We start from the raw sequence: 16611 nt of genomic DNA, 5'->3' as shown, positions 1-16611 counted from the left end.
ATGGCTCGTATCTTCGGAACAGACGGTGTGCGCGGACTCGCGAACCGTGATGTCACGGCCGAGATCGCTCTCGACCTCGCAGTCGCCGCCGCGCACGTCCTCGGCCAGCGCGGCGTCTTCTCGGGCCACCGCCCCAAGGCCGTCGTCGGACGCGACCCGCGCGCCTCGGGCGAGTTCCTCTCGGCCGCCGTGTGCGCCGGACTGGCGAGCGCCGGTGTCGACGTCGTCGACGTCGGCGTCGTGCCCACCCCCGCGGTGGCCTACCTGACCCACAGCATGGACGTCGACCTCGGCGTCATGCTCTCGGCGTCGCACAACCCGATGGAAGACAACGGGATCAAGTTCTTCGACCGTTCCGGCTACAAGCTGGCCGACGAGGTCGAGGACCAGATCGAGGCCCGCCTGCGCGCCGACTGGGACCGCCCGCTCGGCGCCGACGTCGGCCGCATGACGCAGGACTACACCGCCGTCTGGCGCTACGTCGACTTCCTCGTCTCGACCGTCCCGCACCGCCTCGACGGCCTCAAGGTCGTCGTCGACTCCGCCAACGGCGCGGCCAGCGAGGTCGGCCCCGAGGCCCTGCGCCGCGCGGGCGCCGAGGTCGTCGTCATCGGCTCGTACCCCGACGGCATCAACATCAACTCCGGCTACGGGGCCACCCACCCGCGGCGCATGGCCGCCGCGACCGTCGGCCACTGGGCCCACGCGGGCGTCTCCTTCGACGGCGACGCCGACCGCTGCATCGCCGCCGACGAGGACGGCAACATCGTCGACGGCGACCAGATCATGGGGATCCTCGCGCAGGCGCACGCCGAGCGCGGCACCCTCACCAACGGCACCCTGGTCACGACCGTGATGTCGAACCTCGGGCTCAAGCTCGCCATGCAGAAGTCCGGCATCCGCACCGTCGAGACCGCGGTCGGCGACCGCTACGTCCTCGAGGAGATGCGCCGCAGCGGCTACTCCGTCGGCGGAGAGCAGTCCGGCCACGTGCTGCTCACCGACTACGCCACCACCGGCGACGGGACGCTCACCGCCCTGCACCTGCTGAGCCGCCTGGCCGAGACCAAGAAGACGATGTCCGAGCTCGCCTCCGTCATCGGTCGCCTGCCGCAGGCCCTCGTCAACGTCAAGGGCGTCGACAAGAGCCGCGCCAGCGCCGACCCCGACGTCCTCGCCGCCGTCGCCGAGGCAGAGGCCGGGCTCGGCGAGACCGGACGCGTCCTGCTCCGACCCTCCGGGACCGAGTCGCTCGTGCGCGTCATGGTCGAGGCCGCGACCCAGGAGCAGGCCGACACGGTCGCCAACTCCCTCGCCGACGTCGTCCGTGAGCGCCTCGCCCTGTAGCGTCCGTGCCGGGCGAGGTGCGAGCCTCGCCCGGCACCCCCGCACGCACGGCTGACCCACGTCGAACTCCGCCACCGCTGACCCAGGAGCACCAGAGATGACCACCTCGACGTCCTTCCGCGACGCCGTCGAGCGCTACCTCGACACCTTCGACCGCGGTGTGCTGCCGATCGTCCAGGCCGGGCACCCGGTGCTGCGCCAGCCGGCCGCCGCCTACGACGGCCAGCTCGGCGACCTGCTCCCCGCGCTCCTGGACTCCATGCGCCTCACCATGGTCGACGCCCCCGGGGTCGGCCTCGCGGCCCCCCAGATCGGCATCGGGCTCCAGATCGCCGTCCTGCACGACGCCGGGTCCACCGACCCCGAGGACCCGCGCGAGCGCACCCCGCTCGAGCACCGCGTGCTGGTCAACCCCTCCTACGAGGGCGTCGGCGACGAGGTCCGCTCGTTCTACGAGGGGTGCCTCAGCGTCGAGGGCTACCAGGCCGTCGTCGCCCGGCACCGCACCGTGCGGCTCACCGGGCAGGACGAGACCGGTCGCGCCCTCGACGAGCAGCTCACCGGCTGGCCCGCGCGGATCGTCCAGCACGAGACCGACCACCTGCGCGGACAGCTGTACATCGACCACGCCGAGACCCGCTCGCTCGCGACGAACGACAACCTCGGCACCCTCTGGTCTGGTCCTTCTGGACTGACCGAGGCATCCGAGAGTCTCATCTTCCCGCTCGCCTGATCATCCTCACGGCCGATGCCGGCCCCTGAGACCCCGTGCTGAACTGTCAGGGACAGGTCGGGGTCACCCCCGATGCGGTCGCAGGTCCCGCGTTCCTACGCTGGTCCTAGCAGACCGACGCAGGGACGACGAGGGGACCGAGCACGTGCTGGAGCTGGCCGAGAGCGTGCTGCACACCGTCGAGACCTGGGCCGTCGGGCTCGCCGCCTCGCCCTGGGTGTTCGTCGTCCTGTTCGTGTTCGTCGTCGTCGACGCGTTCTTCCCGCCGGTGCCGAGCGAGACGCTCGTCATCGCGGTGGCGGCCTACGCCGTGTCGACCGGCGGACCGCCCCTCTGGGCCATCGTCGCCACCGCTGCCGTCGGAGCCGTGGTCGGTGACTCCACCGCCTACCTCCTCGGCCGACGCCTCGACATCCGCGGCTGGCGGCTGCTCCGCGCGCGGCGCGTCCAGACCGCCTTCGACTGGGCCGAGCGGTCCCTCGCCGCGCGACCCGCACGCTTCATCATCTCCGCGCGCTACGTGCCCGTCGGACGCGTCGCCGTCAACATGACCGCCGGGGCCATCCGTATCCCCGTCCCGCGGTTCCTCGCCCTCGCCGGCCTGGGCGGCGTCACCTGGGCCGTCTACTCGACCGTCATCGGCGTCGGGTCCGGCGTCTGGCTCGGCGACCGACCCCTGCTCGCCATGGCCGTGGGGGTCGTCGGCGGCATCGCCCTCGGGTACCTCGTCGACCTCGTCGTCGGACGGCTCCTCGGCGGCGCAGAGCTCCCCGGCCCCGCCGGGCGCCTGGAGACCGACGCCGAGACCGGCGCCGAGCCCGTCCCGGAGACCCCGGTCCCCGCGCTCCTCAGATCTTCCGGAGCCTGACCCGCTCCACCGAGTGGTCCGCACCCTTGTGCAGCACCAGCGTCGCGCGGCTGCGCGTCGGCGCCACGTTCTGCAGCAGGTTCGGCTCGTTGATCGTGTCCCAGATGTGCTCCGCACGCGCAGCAGCCTCGTCGTCGGACAGCGTCGCGTACCGGTGGAAGTACGACTCCGGCCGCGCGAAGGCCGTCGAGCGCAGCGACAAGAACCGGTCCACGTACCACTGCCGCACGTCGCTCGTCCTCGCGTCCACGTAGATCGAGAAGTCGAAGAAGTCGCTCACCGACAGGTCAGACCCCGACTGCGTCGCCCGCGCCGGCTGCAGCACGTTCAGGCCCTCGACGATGAGCACGTCCGGACGGTGCACCACCGTCTCCGCGCCCGGCACGATGTCGTACGTCAGGTGGTCGTACACCGGCGCCCGCACCTCAGGGCGTCCCGCCTTGACCTTCGACAAGAACCGGATGAGCGCCCGGCGGTCGTACGACTCCGGGAACCCCTTGCGCTCCATGAGGCCACGACGCTCGAGCTCCGCGTTCGGGTACAGGAAGCCGTCCGTCGTGACCAGCTCCACACGCGGCGTGTCCGGCCAGCGCGCCATCATCTCGCGCAGCACGCGCGCCGTCGTCGACTTGCCCACCGCGACCGAACCCGCGACCCCGATGACGTACGGCGTCCGCCCCGAGTCCTCCCGCAAGAACGTCGACGTCGCCTGGTGCAGGCTCGCCGCCGTCGACACGTACAGGTTCAGCAGGCGCGACAACGGGCGGTACACCGCGTCCACCTCCGCCAGGTCGACCGGGTCGCCGAGACCACGCAACCGGTCGACGTCGTCGTCGGTCAGCGGGAGAGGCGTCGACTCGGAGAGCCGGTACCACGCAGCCCTGTCGAGATCGACGTAGGGAGACGCAGGGACGATGTTCTGGGCGACCACCAGACGATTCTGCCTGATCGCCGAGCGGTGCGCGTCGTCTAGACTCTGGGACCATGTGCGGAATTGTTGGTTACGTCGGCTCGCAAGCCCCCTCCTCGCGCCCCCTCGAGGTGGCGCTCAACGGTCTCAAGCGGCTCGAGTACCGCGGGTACGACTCAGCGGGCATCGCCCTGGTCACCCCCGGCGCCGAGCACGTCATGTCGACCAAGAAGGCCGGAAAGCTGGTCAACCTCACGGCCGAGCTCGAGGCGCACCCCCTGCCCGAGGCCACCGCGTCCATCGGCCACACCCGCTGGGCCACCCACGGAGCGCCCAACGACCTCAACGCCCACCCCCACCTCGCCGACGGCGGACGCCTCGCCGTCATCCACAACGGCATCGTCGAGAACTTCGCCGCCCTGCGCCTCGAGCTCGCCGCCGACGGAGTGACCTTCCTCTCCGAGACCGACACCGAGGTCGCCGCGCACCTCCTCGCCAAGGAGCTCGCCGCAGCCGGCGACCTCACCGAGGCCATGCGCCGCACCGCCGTCCGCCTCGAGGGCACCTTCACCCTCCTCGCCGTCCACGCCGACCGGCCCGACACCGTCGTCGGCGCACGCCACGACTCCCCGCTCGTCGTCGGCCTCGGCGAGGGCGAGAACTTCCTCGGCTCCGACGTCGCAGCCTTCATCGCCTTCACCCGCGAGGCCCTCGAGCTCGGCCAGGACCAGATCGCCACCATCACCCCCGACGCCGTCTCCGTCATCGACTTCGACGGCACCACCGTCGAGCCCCGCCGCTTCACCGTCGACTGGGACGCCGACGCCGCCGAGAAGGGTGGCTTCGCCTCCTTCATGGACAAGGAGATCCACGACCAGCCCCAGGCCGTCGGCGACACCCTCCTCGGACGCACCGACCTCGAAGGACGCCTCGTCCTCGACGACCTGCGCATCGACGAGGCCGTCCTCCGCACCGTCGACAAGATCGTCGTCATCGCCTGCGGCACCGCCGCCTACGCCGGCCACGTCGCCAAGTACGCCATCGAGCACTGGTGCCGCATCCCCGTCGAGGTCGAGCTCGCCCACGAGTTCCGCTACCGCGACCCCGTCGTCAACGAGAAGACCCTCGTCGTCGCCATCACCCAGTCCGGCGAGACCATGGACACCCTCATGGCCGTCCGCCACGCCCGCGAGCAGGGCGCCAAGGTCATCTCCATCGTCAACACCCACGGGTCCACCATCCCCCGCGAGTCCGACGCCGTCCTCTACACCCACGCCGGCCCCGAGATCGCCGTCGCCTCCACCAAGGCGTTCCTCTCCCAGATCACCGCCGCGTACCTCCTCGGCCTCTACCTCGCCCAGCTGCGCGGCAACATGTTCCCCGACGAGATCGCCAAGATCTACGACGAGCTCCGCGACATGCCCGGCAAGATCCAAGAGGTCATCGACCGCGGCGGCCGCGTCCGCGAGATCGCCCGCTGGATGGCCGACACCTCCTCCGTCCTGTTCCTCGGACGCCACGTCGGGTTCCCCGTCGCCATGGAAGGCGCGCTCAAGCTCAAGGAGCTCGCCTACATCCACGCCGAAGGCTTCGCCGCCGGCGAGCTCAAGCACGGCCCCATCGCGCTCATCGAGCCCGGCCAGCCCGTGTTCGTCATCGTGCCCTCACCCCGGGGTCGCTACTCCCTCCACTCCAAGGTCATCTCCAACATCCAGGAGATCCGCGCCCGCGGAGCCCGCACCCTCGTCATCGCCGAAGACGGCGACGAGGCCGTCCTGCCCTTCGCCGACGAGGTCTTCTGGGTCCCGCAGGCACCGACGCTCCTGTCGCCGCTGCTCACCGTCGTCCCGCTCCAGATCTTCGCCTGCGAGCTCGCGACCGCCCGCGGCCTCGACGTCGACCAGCCCCGCAACCTCGCGAAGTCCGTCACGGTCGAGTGACCACGACCCACCCGCAGGCCACGGCCGTCGCCACCCACCCGGTGGCGGCGGCCGTCCGCGCGTCAGCGCCCACCACAGGACGCACCCCGTGATCGTCGGCGTCGGCGTCGACGTCGTCGACATCGCCCGCTTCATGGCCACCCTCGAGCGCGCGCCCCGCCTCCGCGAGAAGCTCTTCACCCCACCCGAGCGTGACCTCGCGCCGTCGTCGCTCGCCGCGCGCTTCGCCGCCAAAGAAGCCCTCGCCAAGGCCCTCGGGGCACCAGGCAACCTGCTCTGGCACGACTGCACCATCCCGCGCGTCCGCGGCGGGGCGCCCGTCGTCGAGGCACGGGGGACGGTGGCGGCACGGGCGGCGGAGCTCGGGGTGGCGTACTTCCACCTGTCGCTGTCGCACGACGGGGGCATCGCCACCGCCATGGTGGTGGCGGAGAGCTGACGTCTGTGTGGGGTCCGCGGGGCTCCGCGATCGACGGCGCGATCTCCGCGGCGTGCCTGGGCACGCCGTGCCAGGCCCACCACGATCGCGCCGACGATCGCTGCGCCCCGCTGCCTCGGGAGAGCTTCTGCTCGCCTGCGGCGTCGGGACGGCTCGCTGGCGCATCGCCTGACGGGGACGGCTCGCTGCGCATCGCCTGACGGGGGCGGCTTGCTGGCGCATCGTGCGCCGTTCGACGTCGGCCGGTCGAGGGGTGGTCGACCGGCCGACGTCGGGTCGTCCTAGCTGAGGTGCGGGACGACCTGGGACTCGAAGAGTTCGATGCCGGAGCGGTCGTAGGCGGCTTCGGAGAAGTATGTGATGGCGTACGTCATGCCGAGCTTCTCGAGGCGGTGGAGCTCTTCGGTGATCTGCTCGGGGGTGCCGACGAGGGGGCCCTGGCGGAGGGACTCGACGGTCTCGGCGGCCTTGCTGGGGACGGTCTTGGCGTAGTGCTCGCCGACCCAGGCCAGGCGGTCCTCGACGTCCTTGGCGGTCTCGCCGATGATCACGTTGTAGTTGGCGGACCGGGTGATCTCCGCGAAGTCGCGTCCCACGCGCTCGCAGTGGCCGCGGAGGATCTCCGACTTGGCCGTGAAGGTCTCGGCCGTGCCGTCGAAGTTCGTGTAGTCGGCGTGCTGCGCGGCGATGCGCAGCGTCTTCTTCTCGCCGCCGCCGGCGATCCACAGCGGGATGCCACCCTCCTGGAGGGGCAGCGGGTAGTTGCGGGCGCCGTCCACCTGGTAGTGCTTCCCGTCGAGGGTCGCCGTGCCCTCGGTCCACATCTGGCGCATGATCTGCACGCCCTCATCGAGCATGTCCAAGCGCTCGCCCGCACGCGGGAAGCCGTAGCCGTACGCGCGCCACTCGTGCTCGTACCAGCCCGCCCCGATGCCCATCTGCGCCCGGCCGCCGCTGATCACGTCGACGGTCGTCGCGACCTTCGCCAGGTACGCGGGGTTCCGGTACGCCATGCAGGTGCACATCTGGCCGAGCTTGACGCGCGACGTCGACGCCGCGAAGGCCGCCATGAGGGACCAGGCCTCGTGCGTGGCCTCCTCGGTCGGCTCGGGGACGGTGTGGAAGTGGTCGTAGACCCACACGGAGTCGAAGGCCGAGCCCTCGTCCGCGTGCTGGGCCAGGCCGTCCATGACGGCCCACTGGTCGGCTGGCGCGATGCCGGTGAGGTCCTGGCGCCAGCCCTGGGGGATGAAGAGTCCGAATCGCATGTGACCTACCTTACGGTCGGCGGCCTCCGGGCGCGGGGGAGCGGGCTGCACCCTGGTCCCTCCTGCACCTCTTCCCGCGTCCACCCTCGGAGCTCCGCCGTGTCTCGCACCGGTCGAGGTCAGAGGCCCTCTCGGGCATGATGGCGAGATGATCGAGGCACACGACGCGCGGTCTGTCCGCGCTGCTGAAGAGCCCCTGCTCGCCCGCGGCGAGCCCCTCATGCAGCGCGCCTCCTGGGCGCTCGCCGGCGTCGTCCTCCGCGAGCTGAGGTCGCGTCGTGAGTCGTCGGACGGTGCGAGTGCGGGTGCTGGTGCTGGTGCGCGTGCCGGCCTCGGTGCGCGTCGGGCCGGTGTCCGTGGGGCGACGGCTCGGCTGCTCGTCGGGTCGGGGAACAACGGCGGTGACACGCTCTTCGCGGGCGCCCGCCTCGCCGCGCGCGGGGTGCAGGTGAGCGCCGTGCTGCTCGACGACCGGGTGCACCCCGCGGGACTCGCAGCGCTGCGCGCCGCCGGTGGACGCGTCGTGCACGCCTCCGGGCGGACCGTCGATGAGGTCGCCCGGCACGTGGTCGCGGCCGACGTCGTCCTCGACGGGATCCTCGGCATCGGTGCCTCGGGCGGTCTCCGCGGGCTCGCCGCCGACGTGGTCGCCGCGGTCGTCGACCGGCTCGACCGGCTCGGGCGCGACGACCTCGGCGGCGCCGTGGCGCCGCGCCCGCTCGTCGTCGCCGTCGACGTCCCGAGCGGGACCGGGGTCGACGACGGCACGCTCCCGCCGGTCACAGCAGCGCGCACCGTGCCGACCGGACGGTCCGTGGTGCTCCGTGCCGACCGCACCGTGACCTTCGGCGCCGCCAAGCCCGGGCTCCTGCTGCCGCCCGCCGCCGCCCTCGCGGGCGAGGTGGAGGTCGTCGACCTCGGGCTGGGGCTCTCGACAGGCCGTCCGCGCCGCGACGACCACGTCGAGCGGACCCTGCGCCCCGGGGCCGTCCGGCGTCTCGAGCCCGCCGACCTCGTCCGGCTGGGCGTCGTCGCGGAGCCCTCGGGAGCGTCGCACAAGTACACGCGGGGTGTGCTCGGCGTCGTCGCCGGGACGGAGCGCTTCCCGGGGGCCGCCGTGCTCACCGTCTCGGGGGCGGTGCGGACCGGGATCGGGATGGTCCGGTACCTGGGCGACCCGTCGGTCACGACCGCCGTCCTGGCTGCCCGGCCCGAGGTGGTGCCAGCCGCCGGCCGCGTCCAGGCGTGGGCCGTGGGGTCGGGGATCCCCGCAGCCCCGTCGTCGGCGGACGACCCAGCCCGCTCGCAGCGCACCCGGGTGCGGCACGCCCTCGCCCAGGCCACCGGCGAGCTGTCCTCCGACGTCGTCGGCGACGCGGTGCCGGTGGTCGTCGACGCGGGAGCCCTGCCGCTGCTGCCGGACCGCTGCCCGCCCTGGGTGGTGCTCACCCCGCACGCCGGCGAGCTCGCCGAGCTGCTGCGCTCGCGCGGGGACCAGGTCGAGCGTGCCGAGGTCGAGGCCGAGCCGCTCCGCTGGGCGCGACGTGCCCGCGACCTCACCGGTGCGACTGTCCTGCTCAAGGGTGCGGTCACCGTGGTCGTCGGACCTACGGGTGCCTACGCCCAGGCCGACGGACCCTCCTGGCTGTCGACCGCGGGGGCTGGCGACGTCCTCACCGGGGTGCTCGGATCGCTGCTGGCGGCGCACTCGGTCGACGCCGTCAAGGACCCCGGGCTGCCGGCGCTGCTCGCGGCGAGCGCCGCGCTGCTGCACGGGCGCGCCGCGCACCGCGCGAACCCCGGCGGACCCGTGGCCGCTCTCGACGTCGCCGACGCCCTGCCCGGGACCGTCGCCGAGCTGCTGCGCAGGCGCGGATGACGTCACAGCACACGAGCGACGGGGACCTCGTGCCGGGGCTGGTCGTCGACCTCCAGGCCGGGCTGAGACAGGCCAGGTCCAGCCGCCGCTATCTCCTCGGTATCGCTGGCGCACCGGGTGCTGGGAAGTCGACCCTCGCGGAGCGGCTGGTCGACGCGCTGCGGGCCGCAGGGGTCCCAGCGGTGCTCGTCCCCATGGACGGCTTCCACCTGGCCCAGCGCGAGCTGGACCGCCTCGACCGCGCCGACCGCAAGGGGGCTCCGGACACCTTCGACGTCGGCGGGTACGTGGCGCTGCTCGCACGCCTGCGCGACGCGACCGACGCGGTCTACGCCCCGGAGTTCCGACGGGAGATCGAGGAGCCGGTCGCCGGCGCCGTCCGGGTCGGCCCGGAGGTCGAGGTGGTCGTCACCGAGGGCAACTACCTGCTGCTCGACGACGGCCCGTGGTCCGCGGTGCGCGACCTGCTCGACCAGAGCTGGTTCCTCGAGGTGCCCGACGCCCTGCGCCGGGAGCGCCTCGTCGCACGGCACGAGCGCTACGGACGCAGCCCGCACGACGCCCGGGAGTGGGCCCTGGGCCCGGACGAGCGCAACGCCGTGCTGGTCGCGGCGTCCGCCGCACGGGCCGACCGGACGGTGCGGCTCGCCGACGAAGGGTGACGGTCGCTCTGCGGGAGTGCGCTGTCAGGTCGAGAGCAGGGAGCGGGGCGATCCCGAGGAGAAGCCGGGTCGGTCGGTGCCAGCGAGTCCTCCCGTGACATCCTGGAGCGTGACCAGCCGCTACTTCCCCGCCCGCGCCGTCGTCGACCTCGGGGCGATCCGCTCCAACGTCACCGAGCTCGCGCGCCGCGCCGCCCCCTCTGCCGACCGCCAGGCGCAGGTCCTCGCCGTGGTCAAGGCCGACGGCTACGGGCACGGCCTGGTGCCGGCCGCCCGGGCCGCCGTCGCCGGCGGCGCGACGTGGCTCGGCGCCGCCCAGGCGCAGGAGGCGCTCGACCTGCGCGCCGCAGGGGTGACCACCCGCCTCCTCACCTGGCTCGCCGCCCCCGGGGCGCCCTACGCAGAGCTGCTGCGCGCCGACGTCGACGTGTCGGTCGCCGACGTCTGGGCCCTCGACGCGGTCGTGGCGGCAGCACGCGAGACCGGCCGCACGGCCCGGGTCCACGTGAAGGTCGACACCGGGCTGGGCCGCAACGGCGTCATGCCGGACGAGCTCGGCGACGTCCTCGCCCGCGCCGTCCAGGCGCAGTCGGAGGGGGTGCTCGAGGTCGTCGGCATCTGGTCGCACCTCGCGCTCGCGGACGAGCCGGAGCACCCGAGCGTGCTCGCTCAGGCCGAGGCCTTCGACGACGCCGTGCGTCTCGCGGAGCGTGCCGGTGCCCACCTCGAGGTGCGGCACCTGGCCAACTCGGCCGCCACGCTCACCGCTCCGCGGCTGCACTACGACCTCGTGCGCCCCGGCCTCGCCGTCTACGGGCTGAGCCCGGTGCCCGACCTCGGCGGGCCCGGCGACTACGGCCTGGTCCCGGCGATGACGCTCGAGGCGCGCCTCGCGACCGTCAAGCGCGTCCCCGCCGGGCACGGGGTGTCGTACGGGCACCGCTACACGACTACCGAGGACACCGTGCTGGGTGTCGTCCCCGTGGGGTACGCCGACGGGGTCCCGCGCCACGCCTCGGGCGGGCCCGGCACGACCGGGGGGCCGGTCCGGGTCGGGTCGGGCGCGACGGCCAGGACGCTCGGTGTCGCCGGCCGGGTGTGCATGGACCAGGTGGTCGTCGACCTCGGACCGGCGGCGACCGAGGCGGCGGGGGACACCGTGGTGCTCTTCGGCAGCGGTGCCGACGGCGGCCCGACCGCCCAGGACTGGGCCGACGCGGCAGGCACCATCAGCTACGAGATCACCACCCGCCTCGGCGCGCGCGTGCCGCGCGTGTACGTCGGGGGACCGGAGGACGGCGCCCCGACCGGGCAGGGCGAGACCTCCGAGCCCCCGACAGGGAGCTGACACCGGGCCGGACCACGCGACGACACCAGCACCTGGCGTGCCGCGCGATACTGGTCGGGTGGAACGTACATCGCACCTCACGACCGACCTCCCCGACGCCGACTCGACCCGTGCACTCGGGCGGGCCCTCGCGGGCCTCCTGCAGCCGGGCGACCTGGTCATGCTCACCGGTGACCTGGGCGCGGGGAAGACGACCCTGACCCAGGGCATCGGCTCCGGGCTGGACGTCCGGGGCCAGGTGGCCTCGCCGACCTTCGTCATCGCGCGCGTGCACCCGCCGCTCGGCGACGGACCCGCGCTGGTGCACGTCGACGCGTACCGGCTCGGCTCGCTCGAGGAGGTCGACGCGCTCGACCTCGACGCCAGCCTCGAGGAGTCGGTGACGGTCGTCGAGTGGGGTCGCGGCCTGGTCGAGTCGATCGCCCGCGACCGCCTCGAGGTGACGATCTCCCGACCCCGCGGGACGGGCGACGGCACGGCCGAGGCCTCTGCGGAGGCGCTCGACGCGATCCTCGAGGACGCCGAGACCGGCACCCGCCAGGTGACGATCGAAGGGTTCGGCGCCCGGTGGGCCGGCCTGGACCTGCCCGGGGCGACAGCCCTCGAGCCGACGCGGGCTCCCGCCGACCCCGCCGAGTCAGTAGGCTGAGGACGTGGCAGTTCTAGCGCTCGACACGTCAGCGGCGGTGGCCGTCGCACTCCTCGACGACCTGGGGACGCAGCTCGCTGCACGCCGGGTGGTCGAGCAGCGCCGCCACGCCGAGCTCCTCGCCCCCATGATCGAAGAGGTCCTCGCCGAGGCGGGCCTGCGACCGGGGGACCTCAAGGCCGTGGTGGTCGGCACGGGCCCCGCGCCCTTCACCGGCCTGCGCGTCGGTCTGGTCACCGCCCGGACCATGGCCCGGGCGCTCGAGATCCCGGTGTTCGGCATCTCGAGCCTCGACGCGATCGCCTCCGAGACGGCCGAGGTCTTCGACCTGCCGCACGACGCCCACGTGCTCGTCGCCGCCGACGCCCGCCGCCGCGAGGTCTACTACGCCCGCTACACCGTCGACGAGGTCGGGGTGCTCGGCGCGCGCGCCGTGCACACCACGACGGGCCCGGAGGTCGGGTCGGCCGCCGACGTGGTCGCCGCCGGCCTGGCCGAGGGAGCCGTCGTCGTCGGTCAGGGCACGGAGCTGTACCCCGAGGCCTTCGAGGGCACCCACACCCGTGAGGGCGCCCCGTGCCTGCCCGACCCCGCGTACCTCGCACGCCTGGCCCTCGCCCGTGTCGCCCAGGGCGAGCAGATGTCGAGCGAGCCGCTGTACCTGCGGCGTCCCGACGCCCAGGAGCCCGCCGCGCCGAAGCGGGCGACCTGATGGCCGACCCCGCAGGCGTGGCCTCAGCCTCAGGACCCGGCTCGGCGTCACGGACGCAGGCCCGGGTGCGCCCGCTCCGGGCGAGCGACCTGCCGCAGGTCGTCGGCCTCGAGGTCGAGCTGTTCGGGCGTGGTGCGTGGAGCTACGGCATGCTCGCCGAGGAGCTCGGCGGCGTCGGACGCTGGTACGTCGCGGCCGAGGAGGTCCGGCTCGACCGCGCCGGCCCCGGTGACGTGGTCGGGTACGCGGGCCTGTGGTTCGACGGGGAGATCACGCAGGTCATGACCCTCGGCGTCGCGACCCGTGCCCAGCACTGCGGGATCGGCTCGCAGCTGCTCGTCGCCCTCGTCGACCGCTCGCGCCAGCTCGGCGCCACTGGGGTCCTGCTCGAGGTCGCGGTGACCAACGCGGCGGCGATCACCATGTACGAGAAGTTCGGCTTCGTGCGCCTCGGACTGCGCAAGCGGTACTACCAGCCCGAGGACGTCGACGCGTACACCATGCGCCTCGACCTGACTGCGGTCTCGGTGCCCGCAGAGCCCTCGGCGACGGCCCCCTCGGCGGTCTCCGACCCCGCCGGTGCCGCACCCGCAGCCGCCGCTCCCTCGGCGAACGCCGGCCCCAGCACGCCCCCCGCGACATCCCAGGAGACCTCGTGAGCGACCACGCCGTCGACCTCGACGAGCGCCGCGCCCGCGTGCTCGTCGGCCCGGCCGGTCTCCAGGGGCTGCTCGACTCCGGCAAGCCGCTCACGGTGCTCGACGTCCGCTGGGCCCTCGGCCGCACCGACGGACGAGCGCAGTACGAGTCGGGCCACGTGCCCGGTGCGGTCTTCGTCGACCTCGAGACCGAGCTCGCCGGCCCTGCCTCGCCGGCGGTCGGTCGGCACCCGCTGCCCACCCTCGGGTCGCTCCAGGACTCCGCACGCAGCTGGGGCGTCCGACGTGGCGTCCCGGTGGTCGTGTACGACGACGTGTCGGGTACCTCTGCCGCACGCGCGTGGTGGCTGCTCCGCTGGGCCGGGGTCGACGACGTCCGGATCCTCGACGGCGGCCTGAGCGCCTGGGTCGCGCGCGGCGGGGAGCTCGAGAGCGGCGACGTGGTGGTCCCGGAGAGCGACATCACCCTCTCGAGCGGTCGCATGCCCGTGGTCGACGCCGACGCTGCCCTGCAGACCGCATCCGACGGCGTCCTGCTCGACGCCCGTGCCGGCGAGCGGTTCCGCGGCGAGACCGAGCCCGTCGACCCGCAGGCGGGGCACGTCCCCGGCGCGGTGAGCCTGCCGACCGTTGGGAACCTCGACGGCTCCGGGAGGATGCTGCCCGCAGAGGCCCTGCTCGAGAGGTTCGTCTCCGCGGGTGTGGTTCCCGAGGCGCCGCGTCCCGGGACGGACGGCCCGCGCCAGGTCGCCGTCTACTGCGGCTCGGGCGTCACCGCCTCCCACCAGGTCGCCGCTCTCGCGAGCCTCGGCATCGACGCCGCCCTGTACCCCGGCTCGTGGTCCCAGTGGTCGAACGACCCGGAGCGCCCGGTCGCCGTCGGCGCCTGAGGGCTCGTCCTCGACCGTCGGCCACGGGGCTCGCGATGGCGTGCGACCCGCAGCCTGCCCGCCTCCCGAGGCTGAGTCTGGTGTCTCTGCGACCCTCCGCGGTGTCCTAGGCTGAGAGCATGTCTGCGCCCCTCATCCTCGGCATCGAGAGCTCGTGCGACGAGACCGGTGTCGCCCTGGTCCGCGGGAACGACCTGCTGGTCGACGCGGTCGCCAGCTCGGTCGACGAGCACGCCCGGTTCGGCGGCATCATCCCCGAGGTCGCCTCACGTGCTCACCTCGAGGCCATGGTGCCCACCCTCGAGCGCGCGCTCGACGAGGCCGGCGTCCGGCTCTCCGACGTCGACGCGATCGCCGTGACCGCCGGTCCGGGCCTGGTCGGTCCGCTGACGGTCGGTGCGTCGGCGGCGAAGGCGCTCGCGGTGGCCCTCGGCAAGCCCCTCTACGGGGTGAACCACGTGGTCGGCCACGCGGCCGTCGACCAGCTGGTGCACGGCGAGTTCCCCGAGCGGTTCATGGCTCTGGTGGTCTCCGGCGGCCACTCGTCGCTGCTCCTCGTCGACGACATCGCGACCGACGTGACCGAGCTCGGCTCGACCCTCGACGACGCAGCGGGCGAGGCCTTCGACAAGGTGGGCCGCCTGCTCGGCCTGCCCTACCCGGGCGGGCCGCACGTGGACCGTCTGGCCCGCGAGGGCGACCCGACGGCCATCCGGTTCCCGCGCGGTCTCACCGCCGCGAAGGACCAGGCCAAGCACATGTACGACTTCTCGTTCTCCGGCCTTAAGACGGCCGTGGCCCGCTGGGTCGAGGCGCACACCGACTCCGGCGCGCCGATCCCCACGGCGGACGTCGCGGCGTCCTTCGCGGCGGCTGTCGCGGACGTCCTCACCGCCAAGACGATCGCGGCGTGCGAGCGCAACGGTGTCGACACCCTCGTCATCGGCGGAGGGTTCTCGGCGAACTCGCAGCTGCGCGACCTCGCGGCCGAGCGCTGCGCGGCGGCGGGCATCACCCTGCGCATCCCGCCGATCCGCTACTGCACCGACAACGGCGCGATGATCGCGGCCCTCGGCTCCGCCGTCGTGCGGGCAGGCGTCGCCCCGTCGAGCCTCGACATCCCCGTCGACTCCTCGATGCCCCTCACGACCGTCAGCGTCTAGCCGTACCGTCGCACAGCTGCCGAGCTCGTGACTTCGGAGCGAGATCGATCCGTCTACGGCACGAACTCGCTCGGAGCTCACGAACTCGCTCGGAGCTCACGAGCTCGCGAGTCTTCTCAGCAACCGCCACCCACGGCCTGCCACGAAGAACACCACGGCGACGGTCGCCAGGCCGACAAGAGGTCCGGGGCCCTCGAACGACATCCCGATGCTGTCGGCGGAGCTCGTCGCCACGACGTCGCTCCAGAGGTACCACCCGGTGACGGTCGTCGGTCCGGGGCCCGCCGCGGCGCTGCCGTCGAGCAGCCCGGCGACGTAGACGGCCGCGCCCGCCATCCAGGCGACGGCCACGACGAATGCCGCCGCCCCACCGGTCCACCACCGGGGGAGCGGACGCCCCTCGGCCTCCTTGTAGCCCGCGGCGAGCATGCGCAGCGACCCGAGCCCGGCGACGGCCTCCCGCATCCCGCCGTCTGCCGCTGCGGCGACGAGCTCTGCCTCGACGTCGCGCCGCACCTCGCGGGAGCGGCGGGCCGGGAGGTCTTCGAGGAGGACGGACAGGCGCGTGGTCACCGCAGCGAGCCTGAGCCGGTCCGCGGTACCGAGGCGAGGGGGCGTGGCGATCGTCATCGGTCGGCTCCGGTCGTCGAGGGCGAGGGCGAGGGCGAGGGCGAGGGCGAGGCGGTGGTCGCGGTGCCGGGCGTCGTCGCACCGGCCGAGCCCCACGCCGCGTCGGAGGCGCTGCTCGCGGGGCTGGCACCGCTGGCGAGCGCGCGCACGACGGCGTCGAGTGCCGTCCACCCGGCGACCCCGTCGGTCAGGCTCGCGTGGCCAGCGGGCGTCGGCCTGTAGTACTTGCGGGCCGGTCCGCTCGTCGAGGGGACGAGGTGCGCCGCGAGGAGCCCGTCCCGCTCGAGCCGGGTGAGGACGGGGTAGACGGTCCCGGTGGTCAGCGACCCGAGCCCGGCGGCCTGCAGCCGGGTGACGAGCTCGTAGCCGTAGGACTCTCCGGCCGCGAGGGCTGCCAGCACGAGGGTCGGGAGCACACCCTTGAGGAGCTGCGTGTCGTGCGGAGCCGTCATCACCCAATCAGCCTATACCCACTACCTGGCGATGCCCACTACCGGGCAGGTGCGTGCGCTGG

17 protein-coding genes are annotated in these 16611 nt (G+C 73.5%); 13 read left to right on the top strand and 4 right to left on the bottom strand.

Features of this window, described 5'->3' with window-relative positions; all coding sequences use genetic code 11:
• The 3 genes from glmM (at position 1) to SKED_RS14390 (ending at position 2948) form a co-directional block, all read left to right on the top strand.
• The gene (gene glmM / locus SKED_RS14400; RefSeq protein ID WP_042439374.1) at positions 1-1347 is read left to right on the top strand and encodes a phosphoglucosamine mutase; all 1347 of its coding nucleotides are present in this window, start codon (positions 1-3) and stop codon (positions 1345-1347) included.
• A gap of 97 nt (positions 1348-1444) precedes the next feature.
• Complete coding sequence (locus tag SKED_RS14395) at positions 1445-2080, top strand: peptide deformylase (protein WP_012867904.1); 636 nt, start codon at positions 1445-1447, stop codon at positions 2078-2080.
• A 145-nt stretch (positions 2081-2225) separates the two neighbouring features.
• Entirely contained in the window at positions 2226-2948 is a 723-nt protein-coding gene (locus SKED_RS14390) for a DedA family protein (RefSeq protein ID WP_012867903.1), read from the top strand.
• Here SKED_RS14390 and coaA read toward each other — a convergent pair.
• Entirely contained in the window at positions 2929-3879 is a 951-nt protein-coding gene (coaA, locus tag SKED_RS14385; protein ID WP_012867902.1) for a type I pantothenate kinase, read from the bottom strand. The two genes, SKED_RS14390 and coaA, sit on opposite strands and share 20 nt — an antisense overlap.
• 53 nt (positions 3880-3932) lie before the next feature.
• On the opposite strand from coaA, the gene glmS reads away from it, so the two are divergent.
• Together glmS and SKED_RS14375 are read left to right on the top strand one after the other, a co-directional pair.
• The gene (gene glmS, locus SKED_RS14380) at positions 3933-5798 is read left to right on the top strand and encodes a glutamine--fructose-6-phosphate transaminase (isomerizing) (protein WP_012867901.1); all 1866 of its coding nucleotides are present in this window, start codon (positions 3933-3935) and stop codon (positions 5796-5798) included.
• An 88-nt stretch (positions 5799-5886) separates the two neighbouring features.
• Positions 5887-6237, top strand: a complete 351-nt coding sequence (locus tag SKED_RS14375; protein ID WP_012867900.1) for a holo-ACP synthase — start codon at positions 5887-5889, stop codon at positions 6235-6237.
• Positions 6238-6518: 281 nt separating this feature from the next.
• Here the strand turns inward: SKED_RS14375 and SKED_RS14370 are convergent, their stop codons facing one another.
• Entirely contained in the window at positions 6519-7505 is a 987-nt protein-coding gene (locus SKED_RS14370) for an LLM class F420-dependent oxidoreductase (protein WP_012867899.1), read from the bottom strand.
• Between the two features lie 148 nt (positions 7506-7653).
• Here SKED_RS14370 and SKED_RS14365 point away from each other — a divergent pair, with 148 nt between their 5' ends.
• The 8 genes from SKED_RS14365 (at position 7654) to tsaD (ending at position 15467) form a co-directional block, all read left to right on the top strand.
• Positions 7654-9384 (top strand): bifunctional ADP-dependent NAD(P)H-hydrate dehydratase/NAD(P)H-hydrate epimerase, encoded by a 1731-nt coding sequence (locus SKED_RS14365; protein ID WP_012867898.1) that lies wholly within the window; start codon positions 7654-7656, stop codon positions 9382-9384.
• A complete protein-coding gene (locus SKED_RS14360; protein ID WP_012867897.1) occupies positions 9381-10046 on the top strand; it encodes a nucleoside/nucleotide kinase family protein in 666 nt (221 codons plus the stop codon). Before SKED_RS14365 ends, SKED_RS14360 begins: the two co-directional genes overlap by 4 nt.
• A 94-nt stretch (positions 10047-10140) precedes the next feature.
• Positions 10141-11394, top strand: a complete 1254-nt coding sequence (alr, locus tag SKED_RS14355) for an alanine racemase (RefSeq protein WP_217167894.1) — start codon at positions 10141-10143, stop codon at positions 11392-11394.
• Positions 11395-11452: 58 nt separating this feature from the next.
• Complete coding sequence (tsaE, locus tag SKED_RS14350) at positions 11453-12043, top strand: tRNA (adenosine(37)-N6)-threonylcarbamoyltransferase complex ATPase subunit type 1 TsaE (RefSeq protein WP_012867895.1); 591 nt, start codon at positions 11453-11455, stop codon at positions 12041-12043.
• Positions 12044-12047: 4 nt separating this feature from the next.
• Complete coding sequence (tsaB, locus tag SKED_RS14345; RefSeq protein ID WP_042438097.1) at positions 12048-12755, top strand: tRNA (adenosine(37)-N6)-threonylcarbamoyltransferase complex dimerization subunit type 1 TsaB; 708 nt, start codon at positions 12048-12050, stop codon at positions 12753-12755.
• A 17-nt stretch (positions 12756-12772) separates the two neighbouring features.
• Positions 12773-13414 (top strand): GNAT family N-acetyltransferase, encoded by a 642-nt coding sequence (locus SKED_RS14340; protein ID WP_342626423.1) that lies wholly within the window; start codon positions 12773-12775, stop codon positions 13412-13414.
• Positions 13411-14304, top strand: a complete 894-nt coding sequence (locus SKED_RS14335; protein WP_012867892.1) for a sulfurtransferase — start codon at positions 13411-13413, stop codon at positions 14302-14304. The genes SKED_RS14340 and SKED_RS14335 overlap by 4 nt, the downstream gene beginning before the upstream one ends.
• A gap of 119 nt (positions 14305-14423) precedes the next feature.
• On the top strand, positions 14424-15467 hold the full coding sequence (tsaD, locus tag SKED_RS14330) for a tRNA (adenosine(37)-N6)-threonylcarbamoyltransferase complex transferase subunit TsaD (RefSeq protein WP_012867891.1): 1044 nt from the start codon (positions 14424-14426) through the stop codon (positions 15465-15467).
• A gap of 96 nt (positions 15468-15563) precedes the next feature.
• On the opposite strand, the gene SKED_RS19145 is transcribed toward tsaD, so the two are convergent.
• Both SKED_RS19145 and SKED_RS20545 read right to left on the bottom strand, forming a co-directional pair.
• On the bottom strand, positions 15564-16040 hold the full coding sequence (locus SKED_RS19145; protein WP_143755756.1) for a hypothetical protein: 477 nt from the start codon (positions 16038-16040) through the stop codon (positions 15564-15566).
• 53 nt (positions 16041-16093) lie between these two features.
• Positions 16094-16549, bottom strand: coding sequence for a PadR family transcriptional regulator (locus SKED_RS20545; RefSeq protein ID WP_012867889.1), 456 nt, complete (start codon positions 16547-16549; stop codon positions 16094-16096).
• Positions 16550-16611 lie beyond the last annotated feature (62 nt).

Source organism: Sanguibacter keddieii DSM 10542 (assembly GCF_000024925.1).
Taxonomy (GTDB): Bacteria; Actinomycetota; Actinomycetes; order Actinomycetales; family Cellulomonadaceae; genus Sanguibacter; species Sanguibacter keddieii.
Note: the sequence above shows the minus strand (reverse complement) of the source record. Positions and strands in the feature narration are given on the sequence as shown.

What these genes read in the sequence shown, in the direction of transcription:
- SKED_RS14365 (WP_012867898.1), top strand. Translation starts at nt 7,654, where the DNA reads ATGATCGAGGCACACGACGCGCGGTCTGTCCGCGCTGCTGAAGAGCCC.
- SKED_RS14360 (WP_012867897.1), top strand. Translation starts at nt 9,381, where the DNA reads ATGACGTCACAGCACACGAGCGACGGGGACCTCGTGCCGGGGCTGGTC.
- tsaD (WP_012867891.1), top strand. Translation starts at nt 14,424, where the DNA reads ATGTCTGCGCCCCTCATCCTCGGCATCGAGAGCTCGTGCGACGAGACC.
- SKED_RS20545 (WP_012867889.1), bottom strand. Translation starts at nt 16,549, where the DNA reads ATGACGGCTCCGCACGACACGCAGCTCCTCAAGGGTGTGCTCCCGACC.
- glmM (WP_042439374.1), top strand. Translation starts at nt 1, where the DNA reads ATGGCTCGTATCTTCGGAACAGACGGTGTGCGCGGACTCGCGAACCGT.
- SKED_RS14395 (WP_012867904.1), top strand. Translation starts at nt 1,445, where the DNA reads ATGACCACCTCGACGTCCTTCCGCGACGCCGTCGAGCGCTACCTCGAC.
- glmS (WP_012867901.1), top strand. Translation starts at nt 3,933, where the DNA reads ATGTGCGGAATTGTTGGTTACGTCGGCTCGCAAGCCCCCTCCTCGCGC.
- SKED_RS14370 (WP_012867899.1), bottom strand. Translation starts at nt 7,505, where the DNA reads ATGCGATTCGGACTCTTCATCCCCCAGGGCTGGCGCCAGGACCTCACC.